The organism is Granulicella sp. WH15, from assembly GCF_009914315.1.
Lineage (GTDB): Bacteria > Acidobacteriota > Terriglobia > Terriglobales > Acidobacteriaceae > Edaphobacter.
The window spans coordinates 2,597,384-2,615,341 of the sequence record NZ_CP042596.1 but is presented as its reverse complement, the minus strand read 5'-3'; the positions used below and the strand labels follow the sequence as shown (position 1 = coordinate 2,615,341).

Below are 17,958 nucleotides of genomic sequence, written 5' to 3'. Positions count from 1 at the left end.
AGCCTCGACTTACGGTTTGTTTTGTCGCAATAGGATGGTTGTTGACGTTAGTTCGACAATCTGCAACCGCGAGAGTTGCTCTGGGGCGATTTCCAGAATTGCCATACAGTCGCTGACTGGATCGTTTGCACCGCACTGAATCGCGAGAATTGAAACATTCTGCGCAAGGAGCACATTGTGGTCCCATAGATCGATCTTGGTGCCAACATCTGCTGCCTGTGATATCCGAATGTCCCGAAGGCCAAAGGGAAAAGCAACATGTCCAGGAGCAGGATCAATGCGGGGCAGTAGAAGTACTTCCGAACCGAGCACCGTTTCCCCCTCCTTGATTGCACACGCGGAATAATGGTTCACAAAGTCGGTCGTTTGAATACTCTTTGAATGCGGCAAGCCCCAGTTTAGGTCTTGTTCACGAATCAGGTGATTGAGAGCAAAGCCGCGACTAGCGACGATGCCGCTCAATTGCTTTTTCTGCTCGTTGGTTTTGCAGGTGGGCGAGTTAGCGGTCGCTGGTGCAGTCTTGACTGCGTGAGGATGGGATTTGATGCTCTGGTAACCGAAAACCACAATAGCCGCCCAGAAACTGAGAACCACCGTGATGCAGCCGATTTTGAGGGCACTGGTCATCTGTTTAATGTTTATACGTTACCGAGATGGGTCGACCACCGTCGCCTCGCAGATTCTCATATCCCATCACGTTTGCGAGATCTTGCCAGGCTTTCTTTTCCTCCTCTAAACCCAACGGAAGAGGCAGATGCAAATCGGTTAGAACCTTGAACCGGAAAAGATCGACACAACTGCGCATCAGGTCGGCGAAAATCCCGTAACTCCGACAGCTCAACCGATATGCGATGAGAATAATGATAGGCCCGGCGACAGCCGTGTAAACGAAGTCTATGGCCACGCGGAAAACAGCTACCTGTAGCACACACCAAGTCAGCGTCGTTATCGCAGCGAACCATGTCGTGGCTACGAAGAAATCGAGCTGCACTTTTGCGTCTTGAAGAATAGTGTAGAACTTGTCCGATGATTGACTCGCATTCTGAAGGCGAGTCCAGAGAACATCGAGATCGAATCCATAGTGTTTCTGGGCATAGCTGCGCATCGTACGACCGATATTGCCCATTCTTGTCGGAGCCAGAATAATCGCGGATTGTTCCTTGTCGGCATCTAGATCCACTGGATAGAAGAATCGCCGGAGGTTGAAAAGGCGAATTCTTTCCGCCTGGTACCGATCACGCGAGAAGTAAATCGATTCGATCAGGTAATCGCAGTCCTCACTAAGGGTGCTCATGCTCTCGGAACTGTCGGTCCCCGAACTGAGAACGGGAGCCAGTCCGTCAACCGCCGCCTCGAGCAAAGACGCTGGAATTGGTAACCCAGCTTCTCGACAACCTCGAATCTTTAACATAGCCGAGATGACTGGCTTGGGAAAGCTTGGTCGACATCTGTACGTGAGGCGCTGCCACGCGTTGGTGGGATATGGAGACGGTGTAGGCCGGATTGCCGCCGCTGCCAGGGCTTTTTTTGAATTGTCTAGCTTTTCGACCCAGCCGGGGATGCTCTTGCTGGGATCTCCTTCCAATCCGAATTTCACAGCATCGAATGCGAGGAAACAATCCCAGTAAGCTTTCTTAAGCGATCGGAGCCTCATCCGCTGGAACCGATACGACAAGCGATTGAACCAGGACACAGGCCAGTGTTTACCTTCCAGGATCTCAAGCAAAACGGACGAGATGCCAGACAAGACATATGCAGACACAACCATCACCGCGAGGATCAGGGTCACAAGGGTGGCCTGCTGAGTTAACGCTTCGAAGGTCTTGAGCCATGCGCGGAAGCTATCGCTGGCCCGATATAGGAATGCTCCGTTACTAACGACAAAAATAAGGACAGGAAAAAGACTGCCCACGAGAAAGCCCCTGGAACCGAGGCTGCTTTGGATCGAGTTGAGTAGGGCGCTTAGCATAGTCGACAAAGGAGGCTAACAGCAGCGAACGGTACCCATATGGCTGTAATCATGTGGGCAATTACCACCTGAGACCCCTGACGACACCGGTTTCCGATCTGCAGTGCAGTAACAATCGACCGGACTCGCTTGAATTGCAAACATGTCGGTTTCTTGACGGCTGACGATTAGCGCATTCGCAGTTGAAATTGCGACTAAAGCGTAGCGCTGCTTCTGACTATCAAGGAAATGTTCGACACGAGCAGCTAAGCCGGTGTCACGAAAATCCAGAAACCCCCGGGGAAATTCGAAAAGGGGCAGGCTTATGAGGGCTGTTCGCCTTTCGACGCCGCTCAGTGTATCGGAGCTTCGTTCTGCAATAGCAATGGCTATGTCCGCTGCGAAGAATAACGAATAGGACTGACCATCGGCGAAAACCAATGCGGAACGAGCAGCCTGTTTCAGGCCAGCAAAGGCATTTCGCAAGGAAAGATCGAACATCGCTAGAGGGACCGAAGTCATTTCCATAGTTCATCAACACCGTGTTTTCGTGAAATAAGTGGCCAGCTTAAAGAAAGATTATGCGCACCGCACCGAATTATGGTGGCCGTCCGGGCAATCCGTGCCTGTCTGACCGTCAGGTACGGGTTTGCCATCAACTCTGCAATAGCAATCGTGCGGGCTACCCTCGAGCATCGCAAACGTGACTTCGTCGATTCTGAAGTGACTTACAAGATCGCCTTGCGGCTGGCCGGCTAGCGAAATTCGATGTCCCGAAATCCCTGCCTCGTCAAAGATTCGGCTTTTACGATCTGGATGCATTTCTCTAAGTGGCCTGATGTCACTGAGATTCACCGAGGGATTGTCAGATAGCGCTGTTACTACCTGCCAGGCCGCGAAGAGCCAATATCTGTCATCCACATGGCCTACCACCCCAGATGTTGACCGATGTCGCATGAGGTCGAAAGCGTCTCTAGCTTTAGCGTCTAGTCGAAGAAGAGGAAGGTCTAAGTCTGGCATGAAGTGCCCTCGCCTTACGTAAAGAGGAATGACGAAACTCTCTAGAAGTCCAATTTCGGTTTGTACACCAACCCTGTTTTGAGTACGAGACCAATTGTATTGATGTGTTCGGGGTGAACACCTGTGTCTACATTCACCAAGACTCGTTCTGCGGTTAGACCTTGCGAATCGCGCGAAGTCGCGACCTCGCCGTAGTCGAAGTATCGCATCTCGCGTGGATCAAAGACGACTGTTTTCTCCTTGTTGTCGTCCATACGAATGGTCATCCTTCCGTTCTTGGCAATCCACGTGGCTAATATTTTATTAAAAGACCTGCTTGTATTGAATTGACCCTAGCGTACGTCGGTGCGTCGAAGCCGTTCGTGTACTTGATCGTCAGGCCGACGTGACTGGCGGAACTATCGGAATAGGTTGCCGTTGCGGTACATAGAGCTCTCCAGGTCTGAAGGTGCTCGAGATGGAGTGCGTTGCTCTTCGTCTGCAATATGGTGTTTTCTGTCGCTACAAGATAGCGACCAACAACAGTAGTTTCCGTGCTAATTTTCCAGAATTGCAAAATACTGTGAACCTGCGGCACTATGCGAAAGATGGAGTATTCCGGCAAAACGAGGCTGGCCTTGCCAGATGTGGCAGTGACGGTCTTATCCCGAATCGCCCTCCCTGCTTCAATTCCTGTGTGGAAATCGAATTCATACCCGAACGGTGGCACACGAATGTCAGCAAGTTGCACCTTAGCTGCATCTCCGTCCGATAGGGGGGCTATCTTCTTATAGAAGTTCCTAAGAGTTTGAATGGACTGAGTGTTGTTTGAGTGGGCGAAATAATATTTAACAGTTGCTGCCCCAATAAGATTATCTCGATCAAACTCCTTATCAGTCTCATAGGTGACTGTACCGTTTAGAGCGAGGAGAGGAAGAACCAGGCTCAAACGTCTCCGGAATTTACTTTGATTTTTAGCAGGCTTTTTGCTGCTTATCCCAGGCTGAAAATATCTCTGTACAGTACCGCCAAGATCTATCGAATCCGTATAGGTCTGGCCGGGAACTTTGTTGCCTCCCACATTCGCTGTTGCGGACGGTCCGATCGTAAACCCATCGCGCATCGCCAAAACGGGAGCGACCTTGCCATCTAACTCCCAGCCGGGTGCCGTCCCGGTCCCAGCTGCATAATTGACATTGAAGTAATATGCCGAAGCATCTTTTGTCGCTGGAGCTTTTTGGGCGCTGATCCGTGACTTGGGATCAATCTTCGGTCCGATTCCAAACACGTTGCTATATTTCGCCGCACCGCTAGGTAAGCCCATCGGTATCAGGGTTGACTTCAGCAGTGAAACTCCCACCAGGTCTACGTCAATTCTTCCCACCCACTGTGGATCGATGTTCTGCATAGCTGCAACCGAAAGCTTAGAAACAGGCTTTAATTCGTAACAATGTCCGCCAACCGAGACATCCCTCTGAGAGGTGTTTTCGAGGAGCAGCGAGCAAGCCTGGTTGGGGTGTGGGACGTCGCCTGGATTTGCCTGTTGCAGGAGGCTTCCCCCCGAATCTGTAAGTCCGATATGAGATTCGAAGATGAAATGCTGTGGCTGAGTGCTGATCTTGCTGCCTCGAACCGTGAAGGTGTTGCTGAAATCGAGAACCAACGGTGTTTCCGCAGTCGCCACCAGATTCGCAGGGTTTTGGGCATCCGGCGCCAGGTAGGTAAGGGTAAGGGCATACTTCTGCGTTGGAACGAATGAGAAGGGGCCAGCGGCAGCGGATGGGGTGATCAACAACCAACTACTATCGACTGTGATTATGTCTACCTCAAAAACAGTCGCAGCTCCAGTCGCTGGAGGAGGCGGACCGATGCTGGCAGTTCTACCCGCCACCGTTACGCTATGAAGACACTTCACCGCAAGGGCGCCGTTGGTCAGAATCTTGTAATCCGTTGCCTGGCACGCGCCCGTCGGGGACTGCGCGTTCGATGAAGCTGTACTTGAAAAGATCGTCGAAAGCAGAGTCACGATCAGGACGTTTCGCCGATTTGTCTGCCGCCTTAAAGCGGAGGCATAAATCCACGCGTTCTTCCGTTCGCTCATGCGTCAGCCGCCAGATCGTCAACCGTCTTGATAGCACCTTGAGGATTCAGGTCGACCCGTTGCAGGTTTAAGGCGATGAACTCGGTGTTCATGGCCTGAACGAGAAGATCTGCACCGGTGAAATCGTTCGCGTTCGAGTCATAAAATGCTCCCACTTGTCCGCTGAGCACCCAGAGACCTTCCAGCACTTTCTGAATGTCCGGAGGAGCGGCCATCCTCGCCCATTGCTGGACGACCGCAATAACGCGGTTTTGAACGCCCGCCCCAGCTGGCAAAATCGACGCGAAGTCAGCTTTTTTTCGAATGATGGCGTCTGCTGATTGAATCCGGTGGAGTTGAGTTTGTCTCACCTTTGAGGCCATGCTTCGTTTCGAACCCATAAGATCGTCCCTCTATTCTTGAGATTAGATTTCGGTGAAGCGAATCAAGGTCGGGGGCATTTCATTGCACCGTAACGGTCACTGGAACTGTTTGCGACGACATACCGCTCGTGGCTTGTACCAAGAGCGAATAGGTGCCAGGCGCGGTTCCAGTATTTTTGTAAGAAATAAATTCGTTGATCGCGGAAGAAAGGGAAGCCCGGTTGGAGGAGTCGCCAAGATACTGAGCGGAGATTGCATAGGTCCCGCCTGTGGTGAATGTTTGCGAGTAAGTTGCCGCGCCGTTCGTCAGGCTGACGGGCGCGCCGATCGTTAGACCGTTCGAGAGAAATTGCACGGAGCCAGTCGGAGCAGCGCCTCCCGGCGAACCTGCGACGATGGCTTGGAAGCTGATCGGCACCTGTGTTGTCCCGGGATTGAGTGCCGAGACGACGGTAATTGTCGTTTCGGTATGTCCGCAGGCAACCAGGAAAGCGCCGAGAATCGAGATTAAAGCCAACGGCGCAATTTGCTTACGAAGGTCTGTGAACCTTCTGCGAGGAATAAACAGAAAACCGAGCAAGCTCAGTGCAAGCCCTTGTGGAAGTTCGTCGAGCAAGGGATCGCGAGGTTTCGTGGCCGACGCCTGGGCCGCGCCTGCCGGACGTAAAGATGGCGCAACTGAGGTGAGCTTGAGCGCCGACTGAACCGGCGTAGCACCCAAAGTGAACGACGCTGGGCTGAACACGCAGGAACCAAGGGACAGTCCCGGTTCGGTAATGCAGCCTAAAGTGACCGTGCCACTGAAGCCATTCGTGGATGAGATTGTGACGGATGATGTTCCGGAATCCCCTGGAGCGCCGATCTGGATGGGAGTTGCTGTCACGTTGAAGCCAGGAGATCCAAGGGGAGTGATCACAAACTGCATGGTCCCGGAGACTGCCGCTGCATACGTGCTGTCCCCGGAATATACCGCTTGAACCTTATTGATTTGTGCCGTTCCGATCACCAGATACGTCAGCGATGCGCCTGTCGAGTTGAGCGGAATCGGTCCTCCAATTGTTTGGCCGTCGACCATGAACTGAATCGTACCCGTGGGAACGGGACTCGCGGACTCCATAGAGGCCGTCAAGATGACGTTCTGGCCAGCCGAAACAAGTGTCTGTGAAAGAGTCAGGTCGACCGTCGCAACCGCGAGCTTCGAGATGTTGCCCCAACTCTGAAATAGCTTATAGATATCCATCGAGCCCCAGCCGGTAGCAAGGTCATATCCGGTTCCTACGATATATCCCGGTTCGCCTCCTTGCAGCGACGTGGAAGAAGGCGTTGAGTTATTGCACAAAGAGGGGGTGCCTACGGTGCAGTTGGTCACTTCGCTTGAGCTGATCGTGACGTCATGAAATACGCCGTTCGCCGGGTTCGCCGCAAGGCTGTAGAGAGTCGGATTGATATTTCCCAGTTTTGCGTTTTCTTGCTGGTTGAGCAGCGCCTGAATCCCGGCCATCGAGGGGGCGGCGGCCGACGTTCCTGCAATCGTGTAAAGCTCCGTCACTCCCTGGGAGTTTGCAACGCAGGGGTATCCCAGATAGGTGAGGCAAATGAAGTAACCATCGTGTCCGGAAGAGGAGAAGGATATGTCCGGAACCATACGGAAACCACCGCTACTAATCGGAATGCCCGTCTGCCAGCTTGGCGCCGGAATAAATGTACTGATTCCGCCGCTACCCGCAAAGATTTGGGTCGCCCCCGTTCCTAAATTGATCGGCTCGTTGAATGAGCCTTCCGGGATGTATCCAATTGCCGACTCGTGTCCCGCTCCATTAGCTGCGTTCCAGTACTGTGAGGGATTGGCCGTATCATTAAGCTGCGTCCCTCCGACACAGATCACATTCGGACTGGCGCAGAGATGATTGATGCTTGCAATTTGGGTCGTGCTTGGAACTGAATCAGGTCCTTCGCACGCATCGACACCCCCGTCGCCGGCGCTGATGAATGTGGTGATGCCTTGCACTGCGCCCTGTGTAAGAAGGGCGTTGTAGAAATCTGTGCTGGGGCCCCCTGCGCTGGCTTCACAGGTTCCAAAACTTACTGACATGATTGAAGCGGCTTGATTGTCGATGACATATTGCATAGCCAACTCATAGCCGCCACTTGCCGCCGAGCTGATAACGAGGGAGATCGACGCCCCTGGGGCAACGCTACTCGCACGGGTAACATCGAGCGTTGCTTCATTTTGATCGCCGTTATTTGTCTCGCCGGGATCAATGCTGCCAGGCGGAAGTACCACCTGAGGATTAGAGAGAGTCAGATTCGTGGCCAGAGCAAAGTTCTGGACGTCAGAGTTGGAGACACGGGAGCGGCCAACGATCGCGATGCTTTGGCCGGCACCGGAATATCCGGCCTTGTAGACCGGATTGAGATCATAGATAACCGCGAAGTCAGCCGGCGTAATGTAGTGTGCGCCGCTCGAACTCGTGCCGTCAGGACGAATAGAAAGCCGATGCGGAGTTGCCGCTTTCGCCATGTCCGGATGCTGCGTCAATCCGTTGATAGACCGTATAAATGGGGCAACCTCGACGGGGACGCTGGGATTAATGGTCACCGAATAGACGCTCTGCCCGTGCAGAGCGAACGTATGAAAGGTGGTGTGAAATAGCGTCGCGAATTGCGCGGCATTCCCGGAGACGGAAACGTACATCTTGCTGCGGGAGACCGTTGGTGAGAATCCGTTGGCGTGGAGCCACCCGGAAACAATTTCGATAGCCGTTTCCGATGCGCCGAATCGACTCGCAAACTCTTCAGGAGTCAGCCAGCGATGAAAGTTAAGAGAGGTCTTGTCCATCTGTTCCTGCAACAGAATCTGAAGCGCCGCATCTTGTTCCGGAGAACGGGCAAGCAATATCGCTGCGTTTGGTATAGGAGTGTTGTCTGCTGTAGGACCTTGATCCTGTGCACTTGTGACATATTCCGGTACGTGATCCGGCATCAGTACCAAGTTATTAGCCCTGGTGCTGATCGGCGATTGCGCGAATGCGAAGGCAGGCGCTACTACGAAAATGGCTGCAGCGACCACTATGCGAAGCAAAGTGCCTCCAACTCTCTAAGAATGTTTCCGGTCCAAACACATGAAATACCCGTGCTGGATGAGGCCAGCTAGGAGCATCACGCAATCGACCACATAAGCGATTCGGAAGGTATGACAGACATGGTTCGATATTTTGATTGGTTGAATCTGGTGTCTGACCATCCATCAGGCTCAATCCGGTTTTCAACCTCCTTTGCTGCTCTATAGGAGACTAGTCGATGCGCACGCGCGCCACGAAGGGAATGCGATTATGCTGATGGCCTGGAAGCTTGTCTAAGTGGATATCATGTGTCTGATCGCCCGTCAAGGTTTGCATCGAACGATCGCTAATCCCTCAGGTCGTCTAACCGTTCTGCGACATTTTCACCACGATCGTTGATAGCTGTACCTAACAGCACAGTCCCGAGTGTTGACAAAGAGCTTCAGCCAGGAACGTCGACTCGCTTACTAACGTTCAACGAATGGTTAAGGATGTTTCGAAACGACGTGAGTCCGTAGAAAGCGAAGCAACGCGCTGGAAAATGTTCTCTCATAGGTGGGTAGCTCGCAGACCGGAACTCTGACTTACCCGTGCTACAATTTCGCTCACTCAGCCCATTATGGAATCAACCACGGAGCATTTCCATGAATCGAAGTTCCGCCCGTGTAACCCACAAGCTAGCTTTGTTTCGGACCGAATCCTAGATGCTCATGCGGATCAAGCTCCCTCTTAGCGTCGGTGTCGTGATGATCGGTAGTATGTTGGCACCCAACCTGTTAGCGCAAGTACCGATTCAATACTCGCGCCTCAATTCCTTCTCCTTGTTTTCCGAATACTCGCATACCTCGAGTCATATCGAATGGGGCGTCTCCCGTAAACGGCAGTTCGTGAACACCGGAGTTGAGTACGCACGCCGCTTCAACGCGCCACACTGGTTCAACTGGACGCCTCACGCTAGCGTTTTCTATGAAATGGGTGTCCTACCGGCTGCATTTCTTCAAGATCAGGTAGCCACCGATGTCATCCTCAACACGAACGTTGTCAATGCCACCACCAGTCCGATCTATAACATCTGCGTCCCTGGCGTCTTTACGGTGCCTCAGCCGGGCAATCAGGGGTACACCTTTTCTCGCTCCTGCGGCACTCGATGGACATACATGGGTGGTGCAAGTCCCGCAGGGTTTAGGGTGAACTTTGCGCCCAAAAAGAAAGTTCAGCCTTTGATCGATTCCCATCTCGGCTTCTTAGTGTCCAACAGGGATATTCCCGTCAACAACTCGTCGTCTTTTAACTTTACGTTCGAGTTCGGTGCTGGAGTCGAACTCTTTGAGAACCACAACAGATCGTTAGCAATTGAGTATCGGCTTCATCATCTCTCAAATGCCTATCTGGGTTACGACAATCCCGGGGTCGATAGTCAGGCCCTCGCCGTGACGTTTCGTTTTGGTCGATCGCTCAACTAAACGGCGTAATCCTACCATTCGCTCGATGAGCGCGGCCCTGATAGGGCCAGCGTTCGCGCGAGTATCATAAATGACGACACCATCCTTACCTTTAGCTATGACCTTGTCATTCGAGCGATGGGCCGGACCGATTCCATAAGCTCGAAGCGACTCAGGCTATGGTTCTACGTTGACAAACGGCCAGCGGTTGTTCTCTGCTGGTTTGACTTGTTTGATATGATGTCTCTACAGTCGAGGGAAGGGTTCGATGGACTTTGTCTAAACTTTGTCCAGACCGAACTCACAGACCCTCAAACAACCTCACGGAACTGAACGATGATGTTTCGTAAGTTGCTGTATCGACATGATTCTGGGCGGATGAACTTGAGGCTTCTACGGACTCAAAATCCGCCGAGGGCAACCTCGTGGGGGTTCGACCCCCCTCCCGGCACCAACAAAATCAATGCTTTAGGAAATAAACGCATCTTCGGATGCGTTTTTCTGTGCCCGAACTGTGCCCAAAGTATGTGCGATGCGTTAGCAAGTGAAGAAAAGGGACCAGACACTTGCAGGCTCAATAATTAGGCGATTGGCTGCTGTATTGCGCGGACCAGTTTGACTTGGCTCGTTTCTATAGCTAGGCCCGACATTTATCATCGCGGTAGAACCCATAAGGTCAAAGAAAGGATCGGTGACGGAGAATGACCTCGGCCACAGAGTTGTCCTCGCTATTGGCGGACCTGTACGGCGCGCAACTGGAGCCTGAAAGGTGGAACCGGTTCCTCGACAGACTTTGCCATCTGACTAGCAGTTCCTGCGGCTATGTCATGGGGGCATATCAGGAGAAGGGCAATGTCATCCTTGCGGGCGGGGGACAAAGCCATGATGCCGAGTTCTTTCGGCTATATAGCGAGCAATACGGATCGTCTGATCCGTTCCGGCCAGGACTCGCGAAGCTTCCAGCGTTGGGCGTGAATCATGGCACAGAGCTGGTCGATCACGCAGCCGTACGAAAGACGGAATTCTACAACGACCTCTTGTCGGAGTACGACATGGAGTACATGACCCTGTTGCTCTGTAACTTCAGCGACGCACAAACGGAAGGTTTATCGCTATGGAGAAGCAAAAACCATCCATCTATGACAAAGGAATCTGAGCAGTTGCTGGAGATGCTGGTGCCTCACCTGAAGATAGTCCTGGCGCTTCGCAGCAAAATTACCTCAATCCGATCTGTCAGTCTCTTTTCTGAAGCCGTCATGGAAGCCATGTCCGTTGCAGCGCTTCTCGTAGATGGAAAGGGACGTGTCCATCAAATGAATCGGCGAGCAGAGAGGTGCGTTGCCGAGGGAAACGGATTACAGTTTTCGCATGGTCGCCTTCAGGCGGGCGATCCTCAGGAGCAGGCACAATTCCAGAAGCTTTTGCAGGGCGTTACCTCGAAGCTTTGTGCTAACGCCCTGCCAGGTGGAGCGATGCGCGTGACTCGAACAGATGCCAGCCCTCTGCACGTAAGCGTCGTCCCGCCTCCCAAAGACAATGCTTTCGGCGACCGTGATCGATACGCTGTGGTGTTTGTATACGACGAAAACGTGCCGCAGGGAAATCGAAGCATGATAATGAGGCAGCTTTACCAGCTAACTCCAATGGAGGCGAGGATGGCAGACTTGCTCTGTTCCGGCGTCACCATCAACGAGGCCTCCGAGCTTCTTCGGCTCACCACTGAGACGGCTCGTTTCCAGGTCAAGCGGATTCTAAGCAAAACAGGCGTGCGTCGCCAAGCGGAGTTGGTGAGGCTCATGCTCTCTCTCCCCACGAGTCCAGAAATGCCGCGCCTGCTTTAGCCCAAGACTTTACAGTTCAACCGGTCTGTCCAGTATCGTCATCCATCCAGACTTCGATGATTTCAGGAAATCGCCGGCTGACAAATATGGCGAGTCCGCAAGATCCCGGCTGTCATTGATATGGTGGCCTCGAGAATCTCCCAATTGGGAGATTCTTTTGCCAAAGGCGGTATCTTTCGAAGGAAAGGGGGAGGACCTGCTACGTTCGTAGCTATCCGGATTTTCAATGGGAGACGTGATGGGAAAGCTGCGGGTTTGTCTCTTATTTTGCGTTGCCGCCTTGGTTTTGAGTTTTGCTGCTGGAGCTTGGGGGCAAGATACTGCTGCGGGGGCCAACGCGGACATCGTCAAGATGCTTCAGGCGGGGCTTCCCGAAAGCACTGTCGTCAATAAGATTCGCCATGGAGCGGGGCGTTGGGACACGTCCGTGGATGCGTTGATCGCACTGAAGAAGGTCGGGGCGACGGAGGCGGAGATGAATGCCGTGATGCAGAATGGCCCCACTGCGACGACATCCGCAATCGTGATAGCTCCCGATCCGGCGAACCCTTTCGCTGGAGCTACATTGGCAGCTACTTTGCAGTCAATCTCCGAAAGCGTGGCTGATTGGAAGACTCAAGATAGATCTGACGGTCGTTGGGCGATCGCTTTCGGTCCGTTAGTAGACGGTGGAACAGTCATGGGAAGCGACCAAGGACAGGTCAGTATGGCAATAGAGTTTGCTCCAAAGTTTTCTGCTAATGCGGAAACCTGTCGCGCTAACTACGAATTGGAATTGACGGGGCAGCTTGGCATGATTGTGCATGGTGGTGATAACTATAGGTTTTTATTCTCCTTCGGTGATATAAAGCAGGTCACCGTACAGAATTTTCCTCTGCCACCTGACACAGAAAATCAAGATCCAATTCCAATCGTTGGATTGAAATTCAATGGTATTGACCATGAAGCGCTGGTCTTTTTGTTCAAGGACGACGCGACAGCACGCCGAATGGCCGATGCTGTTCAACGTGCTACAGAACTCTGCAAGGGCCATCCAATGAATCCCACCGAGGTTGCCACGCTTGCGGAAGAGCTTAGCCGATTCCAACCAGGAATCCGCAAGACATTGGCGACAGTTTCTCAGGATGTTGGGGGAGGCTTTCGAGTTCGGGGTTCTGGGTCAACCTCAATTTCTACGAGCAGGACAGGCTTTTTAGATTCCATAACGAACATGCTCGGTGCAGTCAACGATGGACTTGACGCGCAACTCGCTCAGCAGACCGCTCGAAATGCGGAGCTGCAACAACGCATGGAGGTTCAGGTCGCCGCGAACGAGAATCGCCAATCGCAGATAGCTGAGCAGCAACGCAGGGCGCAAGAGCGGGCCCGCGCGATTGCGACTTCGCCACCCACTACTCACACCGGAACTTCGAACGCCGGCTCTGCCGAACCGGCAGGCTGCGTCTACCTCAGTTCCTCCCAGCCCTGCGTTCCGCTTGCCCAGTACCAGCAGATGCAGGCGCAGAAGCAATCGGGCGCGCAAGGGGTTTGTCCGGCTTCTGGTTTTGTCCCAGGTGTAATGCTTCGCACGGAGAGCGATGTAGCCGTTGGGGTGCCATGCAAACCGGGGACGCCCTACGGACCACTGATTGCGACCACCGCAAGCGGCGGCTACACCGGCGTCACACCGCCCGATCCGGCCTCCGCCGGAGGCTCTGGCAGTAGCAGCGGCTCTGACAGTTCAGCCACGGGAGGCGCCACCGATCCTGGCCTCAGCTACTGCGTACAAATCGCCTACAAAGCCGATCCGATCACGGGCTCACACCTGATCCTGCAAAACAACTGTGGCGTCACGGCTCAGGTGTACTTTTATTCCAGTCCGCAAATATCTGGTGCTACGACCCTGAGTCCCGGCCAAACAGACAATACGTACGCGGCACAAGACAAGATCGCCGCTGCTGGTGGCGTATCCGTCTATGCCTGCCCTGTTGGAGATACGCCACGGACGGGTGACGGGAAGCTGGCATACAGCGGACGCAACAACCCCTATAGCTGCAGCCGCAGGTAAATCGGCTGCAGGTATCACGGAGAAAGAGGAGCTTAGGTACCGAGGCTCGAATTATGACTGAGATCGAGAAGGAAAAGAAGGAACGTCAACAAGCAGCTGCCATTGCCCTGATGGATTGGAGTAGATGGCTTGTGACCTTACAACCGGCTGCCATTCTTGCCATTTCTGGCGTGGTCAAATTCGATCAACAACCGACGCTTGGTCCAAGTGGGAAGACGCTCTTGATTCTTTCACTGGCGAGCGTTGTTATCTCACTGCTTGCAGCGACATTCACGTTGGGTGGAATGCCAACCGTTATCGAACGCCTTCCATCCAAGGGACCGGATGAGAATGGCCTTTATGACATGAGCATCTATAATCACCTCCGTGTCTGGCAAGTTGTCTTTGTCGAACACCTCTTCTTTGTTCTCGGTATCGTTTTCTTCAGCGTTTTCCTCTGCATCTCGATTGTCTATCACAAGTAAGTTTGATCCCTTGATGTATCGCCTTTGTGGACCCATTCATTCTTGCGCATGATCACATGAGAATGCCCTTTGTCGTGCGCCGCTGAGAGCCAGGGAAACATCGATGCGGCAGCAATCTGGTCACAGGCTCTTCGTGCCATGCTCTTTACAGGACTCCTTATATCGCAGCATTAGGGCGAGCTAGTTGTGGAATCCACGAGATCTCCCATATGGGAGATATTTGCGGTAGCACCAATTATGGTCCCGAGTGTCCGGCGCAAATTCGGCTAGACTTGTCCCTGTCCAAGTCATAACAATCGGATTCAGTTCGCAGTCGAGAATGAACATTCAGGCCTGACGTATGTTTTTCCGGCGGAGCCGCAGGAGCGATATGCCCAAATTCCTTTCCCCAGCCCTTCTGGGACTTTGCTTCTTCACTAGTTCGCTTTCCTTTGCGCAAGAGTATTCCCAAGCTTCAAAGAGGCTTGGCATTGTTGTGTCCGGTCCCCGCACGGCTTCCGAACGTGCGGCGGCAGGGGATGGTGGTGTCTTCGTTTCGACCGTACTGCCGGGCTCATTTGCCGCCACCATCGACCTCCATGAAGGAGCTCTCATCGTGGAGATCAACCGGCAGCCGATCAAAACGGAGGCAGCTTATCGGGCCGTAATCTCGCACCTAAAGGTCGGGGACGATGTGGTGTTCGTGGTTCGGGATATGAACAGTGGCGGTAAGAATTCCTATATTGGCGGAACTCTAAATAATGCGGCTCAACTGGGCGAACAAAATGGAACCGAGTCTGCCGCCCCCGCGAGCAATGACCTTGAAGCCCAGGCGCTTGCTCATCTTAATGGTGGATCCGCGCCTACTGCCTTAGCCACAGGTGATGATCTTGAAGCGCAGGCGCTTGCTCATCTCGGTGGCTCCGCTCCTTCCGGTCCCCCTGCAACGGGAGCCGATCTGGAGGCGCAGGCATTGCAGGCCATGAAGATCAATGAGATCGAAGCTGAAAAGCAGCGCCAACGCGAGGAGGAGCAGCGCCAGCGCGAGATAGAAGAAAGGGCAGAGCAGTCCAATGCGGCGGCGATGGCGGGATCGCAGCCCCAGACGATTGGCACAACTGGCGGAGGTGGGTTTCTCAACGCCCTCAATGGTATGCTCGGGGCCGTCAACAATGGTTTGGACGCACAAATCGCTCAGCAAAACGCTCGGAACGCGGAACTCCAGGCACGTGCGAATGCGCAGGTCGCCGCAAACAACGCGCGCCGCGAAAGAGAGGCAGAACAGCAGAGACTGTTGGCCGAGCAACGTCAGCAGGCAGAGCAACGACAGTCCTCTGCAACCAGTTCGTCCAGCAACAGCAGGCTGTGCAACTCTGCACAGGGCTCACAAGGTCTTCTCGCCCAGGGGTGCGGTGGATCGGAAGCCACATCCGATGTCGCCGGACAAGGACGATCAGTACAGCAGCCAACTCAGATGGCTGCGAATGTATCGTCGCCAAAGCCAGCAACGACCTACAACCCGAATCTAGGCAGTGTACCGACCGGCGTCAGCACCGGCACGGCAGCCCCTGCCGACTGCGTCTATCTCAGCGCGTCTCAACCGTGCGTTTCACTCGCCCAGTATCAGGCGCAACAATCGACTCGTGTGCCTGTGCAGACCTGCCCACCGTCCGGCTTTGTTCCGGGCCTCATGCGCAGGACGTCGAGCGACACGTCTGCAGGTGTGCCTTGTACTCCCGGCCAGCCTCTCAACCCCAGCCTCTTTGCATCAGGCGGAGGGACAGGTACCGGGGGCGGCTCAGGTTCTGCTGCACCCGGTGGAGGATACAGCGACGCGGGCTCTGGCGGAACAAGCGCCGGCGGCCCTTACGATCCCGATCTTAATCAGTGCGTCGTCTATTCCTACAAGAAAGATCCCATCACAGGCGATCACCTCATTCTCCAAAACAACTGCACCGTCTCCGCCCGAATTTGGTACTACGCCAGTCCGCAGGCGTACGGGGCTGACACTCTTGCTCCAGGCGAAGCCACCAATACGTACGCGTCGCATGATGCCATCATTGCTGCCGGAGTCTTATCAATCTACGCCTGCCCCTCAGCCGACATTGCCAGGGAGCCTGACGGAACGCAGGCCTTCATGGGAGCCAATAACCGATTCCTATGCAGTCGCAAGTGACTCTATACCAGAGTTCGAGAACCGATCAGCTGCAACATGCTGCCCCAGTCATACCTAAATAGAACCGCCCGAGAAGACCTATGAAACTCCGTCAATCCACCGCATTCGCAGCCTTTCTCATGACACTTCATTTGCACTGTCAGATGCCAGCACCATCGCCGCAAACTACAGGCCCGACCATGGATCAGACCATTAACTTCATCAATGAAGCATTCAGTAAGCCGATCAGCCTTGCGTGGGAGTATGAGAATAGGCGAGGCGTTAGCGAGGTCTCGGCTCAGCATGTTTCCGTGAGCGAAAATTGTACGCTCAGATACACTTACCGCTTTCAGTATTCCATAGATATGGAAAGTCTGAAGCGCGGGACTGGCCATCCCCAGAGCGAGTCAGTTTTGTTGCAGAATCTCGATCCACTCTCAATTCAGATAGAGGAGGAGAGAGCCGAGAACGCAAGATCAACTCCTCCGATTTTTCATGTCACGATCAAGCAACTGGCTACGCAGGAGCGTCAGGCAAATAACATCACAACTGGATATTTCACTGAAAGAGACAGTGCTCAGCGTGTGGCGAAGGCATACATCCACGCTATCGTTCTTTGCCACAAGCCGGAAGCACCTTCAATTTTCTAAACGTTTAGGGCAACATTAAAGCCCGAAGCCACTTCAATTTTCTGGCCCCATCCAAGGAACGCCATGAATATCATTCGTTGGGTCGCAATCGGGATCCCTGCTCTCACACTGATCCTGCACGCGCAAACGCCAGCCCAGGACTACGCCAAGGCCAATCAGGCGATCGCTGAAAACAACGCGAAAATTGCCAGCGTGAATAAGCTACTGGTAGATGCGCGGGCAGCTAAAGCTCGGAACGACTTCGACCTTGATTCGTCGCTTATGCAACAAGCTACCGCCATCAAACCCAACGAGCCACTGCTTTGGCTTGAGCTTGGTGACGCCCAGGTAGGACAAAAGAAATTTCAAGAGGCCATCCCAAGTTACAAAAAGGTCATTGAACTTACGGAGGCGACGAAAACTCAGAGCAACCTAAATACGCAAGCTCGTTACGATCTCGAGCAGCTGAACACCCAATCATCCGGTGCATCCCCCGCGCCCACCCCAACACTTCCATCTGCAGCTTCCGCGCCATGTTCAACCTCTTCCGGGTCAGCGCCTACGCCCCGCGCCTGCCTCTACCCCGACAATGGAGCAGACAATCGCTTTCATCTCTGAGGCTTTTCAAAAGCAAGGAAAGTTTATTACCAATCAGGGCTCACACATGATGGCCTGCCAAGAGATCAGTCTGATAGGGCACTGCTTTCTACGTTACCAAACTACCCAAAGCAACCCTGATGGCAGTAAGCCTGCCGGTACTTTGCAGGATATAGACCTCGTCAACGACGATCCGCGCACAATCGCAGTCGAAGAAGGTGACGATTTTTCTATATAACGTTTCAGCATCACGATGTCGATGGTGAAGGAACTCAGGAGATATTTAGAGGATTTCTTGGAAGATTTCAGGATAAGGAGCAAGCTGGACGGGT

The 17,958-nt window shown here is 53.4% G+C and carries 15 protein-coding genes; 8 read left to right on the top strand and 7 right to left on the bottom strand.

Annotated elements, in window-relative coordinates; translation table 11 throughout:
• Nucleotides 1-9 precede the first annotated feature (9 nt).
• The 7 genes from FTO74_RS10825 to FTO74_RS10795 all read right to left on the bottom strand — a co-directional run bounded on the left by FTO74_RS10825 (nucleotide 10) and on the right by FTO74_RS10795 (nucleotide 8,492).
• Nucleotides 10-627: a hypothetical protein gene (locus FTO74_RS10825; RefSeq protein WP_162538165.1), complete on the bottom strand. Its 618-nt coding sequence runs from the start codon at nucleotides 625-627 to the stop codon at nucleotides 10-12.
• Nucleotides 628-631: 4 nt separating this feature from the next.
• Nucleotides 632-1,912, bottom strand: coding sequence for a hypothetical protein (locus FTO74_RS10820; RefSeq protein ID WP_162538164.1), 1,281 nt, complete (start codon nucleotides 1,910-1,912; stop codon nucleotides 632-634).
• A gap of 72 nt (nucleotides 1,913-1,984) precedes the next feature.
• Nucleotides 1,985-2,449 (bottom strand): hypothetical protein, encoded by a 465-nt coding sequence (locus FTO74_RS10815; RefSeq protein WP_220399000.1) that lies wholly within the window; start codon nucleotides 2,447-2,449, stop codon nucleotides 1,985-1,987.
• 560 nt (nucleotides 2,450-3,009) lie between these two features.
• Nucleotides 3,010-3,222, bottom strand: coding sequence for a hypothetical protein (locus FTO74_RS10810; RefSeq protein WP_162538162.1), 213 nt, complete (start codon nucleotides 3,220-3,222; stop codon nucleotides 3,010-3,012).
• 38 nt (nucleotides 3,223-3,260) lie between these two features.
• On the bottom strand, nucleotides 3,261-5,048 hold the full coding sequence (locus tag FTO74_RS10805; RefSeq protein ID WP_162538161.1) for a hypothetical protein: 1,788 nt from the start codon (nucleotides 5,046-5,048) through the stop codon (nucleotides 3,261-3,263).
• Nucleotides 5,045-5,410, bottom strand: a complete 366-nt coding sequence (locus FTO74_RS10800) for a hypothetical protein (protein WP_162538160.1) — start codon at nucleotides 5,408-5,410, stop codon at nucleotides 5,045-5,047. The genes FTO74_RS10805 and FTO74_RS10800 overlap by 4 nt, the downstream gene beginning before the upstream one ends.
• Nucleotides 5,411-5,489: 79 nt before the next feature.
• On the bottom strand, nucleotides 5,490-8,492 hold the full coding sequence (locus FTO74_RS10795; RefSeq protein ID WP_162538159.1) for an Ig-like domain repeat protein: 3,003 nt from the start codon (nucleotides 8,490-8,492) through the stop codon (nucleotides 5,490-5,492).
• Between the two features lie 690 nt (nucleotides 8,493-9,182).
• On the opposite strand from FTO74_RS10795, the gene FTO74_RS10790 reads away from it, so the two are divergent.
• From FTO74_RS10790 to FTO74_RS10755, 8 genes are all read left to right on the top strand, one after another.
• Nucleotides 9,183-9,935, top strand: a complete 753-nt coding sequence (locus FTO74_RS10790; protein ID WP_162538158.1) for an acyloxyacyl hydrolase — start codon at nucleotides 9,183-9,185, stop codon at nucleotides 9,933-9,935.
• A gap of 680 nt (nucleotides 9,936-10,615) precedes the next feature.
• Nucleotides 10,616-11,755, top strand: a complete 1,140-nt coding sequence (locus FTO74_RS10785; RefSeq protein WP_162538157.1) for a helix-turn-helix transcriptional regulator — start codon at nucleotides 10,616-10,618, stop codon at nucleotides 11,753-11,755.
• A gap of 238 nt (nucleotides 11,756-11,993) precedes the next feature.
• Nucleotides 11,994-13,802: a hypothetical protein gene (locus FTO74_RS10780; protein ID WP_162538156.1), complete on the top strand. Its 1,809-nt coding sequence runs from the start codon at nucleotides 11,994-11,996 to the stop codon at nucleotides 13,800-13,802.
• 53 nt (nucleotides 13,803-13,855) lie between these two features.
• The gene (locus FTO74_RS10775; RefSeq protein ID WP_162538155.1) at nucleotides 13,856-14,266 is read left to right on the top strand and encodes a hypothetical protein; all 411 of its coding nucleotides are present in this window, start codon (nucleotides 13,856-13,858) and stop codon (nucleotides 14,264-14,266) included.
• Nucleotides 14,267-14,636: 370 nt separating this feature from the next.
• Entirely contained in the window at nucleotides 14,637-16,421 is a 1,785-nt protein-coding gene (locus tag FTO74_RS10770; protein WP_162538154.1) for a PDZ domain-containing protein, read from the top strand.
• An 80-nt stretch (nucleotides 16,422-16,501) separates the two neighbouring features.
• Nucleotides 16,502-17,050 (top strand): hypothetical protein, encoded by a 549-nt coding sequence (locus FTO74_RS10765; protein ID WP_162538153.1) that lies wholly within the window; start codon nucleotides 16,502-16,504, stop codon nucleotides 17,048-17,050.
• A 63-nt stretch (nucleotides 17,051-17,113) separates the two neighbouring features.
• Complete coding sequence (locus tag FTO74_RS10760; protein ID WP_162538152.1) at nucleotides 17,114-17,647, top strand: hypothetical protein; 534 nt, start codon at nucleotides 17,114-17,116, stop codon at nucleotides 17,645-17,647.
• The gene (locus FTO74_RS10755) at nucleotides 17,619-17,864 is read left to right on the top strand and encodes a hypothetical protein (protein ID WP_162538151.1); all 246 of its coding nucleotides are present in this window, start codon (nucleotides 17,619-17,621) and stop codon (nucleotides 17,862-17,864) included. The genes FTO74_RS10760 and FTO74_RS10755 overlap by 29 nt, the downstream gene beginning before the upstream one ends.
• The last annotated feature ends 94 nt before the right edge of the window (nucleotides 17,865-17,958 follow it).

Bases quoted from the DNA above. Each gene is read 5' to 3' on its own strand.
- FTO74_RS10780 (WP_162538156.1), top strand. From the start codon at position 11,994: ATGGGAAAGCTGCGGGTTTGTCTCTTATTTTGCGTTGCCGCCTTGGTT.
- FTO74_RS10815 (WP_220399000.1), bottom strand. From the start codon at position 2,449: ATGTTCGATCTTTCCTTGCGAAATGCCTTTGCTGGCCTGAAACAGGCT.
- FTO74_RS10810 (WP_162538162.1), bottom strand. From the start codon at position 3,222: ATGGACGACAACAAGGAGAAAACAGTCGTCTTTGATCCACGCGAGATG.
- FTO74_RS10790 (WP_162538158.1), top strand. From the start codon at position 9,183: ATGCGGATCAAGCTCCCTCTTAGCGTCGGTGTCGTGATGATCGGTAGT.
- FTO74_RS10755 (WP_162538151.1), top strand. From the start codon at position 17,619: ATGGAGCAGACAATCGCTTTCATCTCTGAGGCTTTTCAAAAGCAAGGA.
- FTO74_RS10770 (WP_162538154.1), top strand. From the start codon at position 14,637: ATGCCCAAATTCCTTTCCCCAGCCCTTCTGGGACTTTGCTTCTTCACT.
- FTO74_RS10760 (WP_162538152.1), top strand. From the start codon at position 17,114: ATGAATATCATTCGTTGGGTCGCAATCGGGATCCCTGCTCTCACACTG.
- FTO74_RS10825 (WP_162538165.1), bottom strand. From the start codon at position 627: ATGACCAGTGCCCTCAAAATCGGCTGCATCACGGTGGTTCTCAGTTTC.
- FTO74_RS10765 (WP_162538153.1), top strand. From the start codon at position 16,502: ATGAAACTCCGTCAATCCACCGCATTCGCAGCCTTTCTCATGACACTT.
- FTO74_RS10800 (WP_162538160.1), bottom strand. From the start codon at position 5,410: ATGGCCTCAAAGGTGAGACAAACTCAACTCCACCGGATTCAATCAGCA.
- FTO74_RS10805 (WP_162538161.1), bottom strand. From the start codon at position 5,048: ATGAGCGAACGGAAGAACGCGTGGATTTATGCCTCCGCTTTAAGGCGG.
- FTO74_RS10775 (WP_162538155.1), top strand. From the start codon at position 13,856: ATGACTGAGATCGAGAAGGAAAAGAAGGAACGTCAACAAGCAGCTGCC.
- FTO74_RS10785 (WP_162538157.1), top strand. From the start codon at position 10,616: ATGACCTCGGCCACAGAGTTGTCCTCGCTATTGGCGGACCTGTACGGC.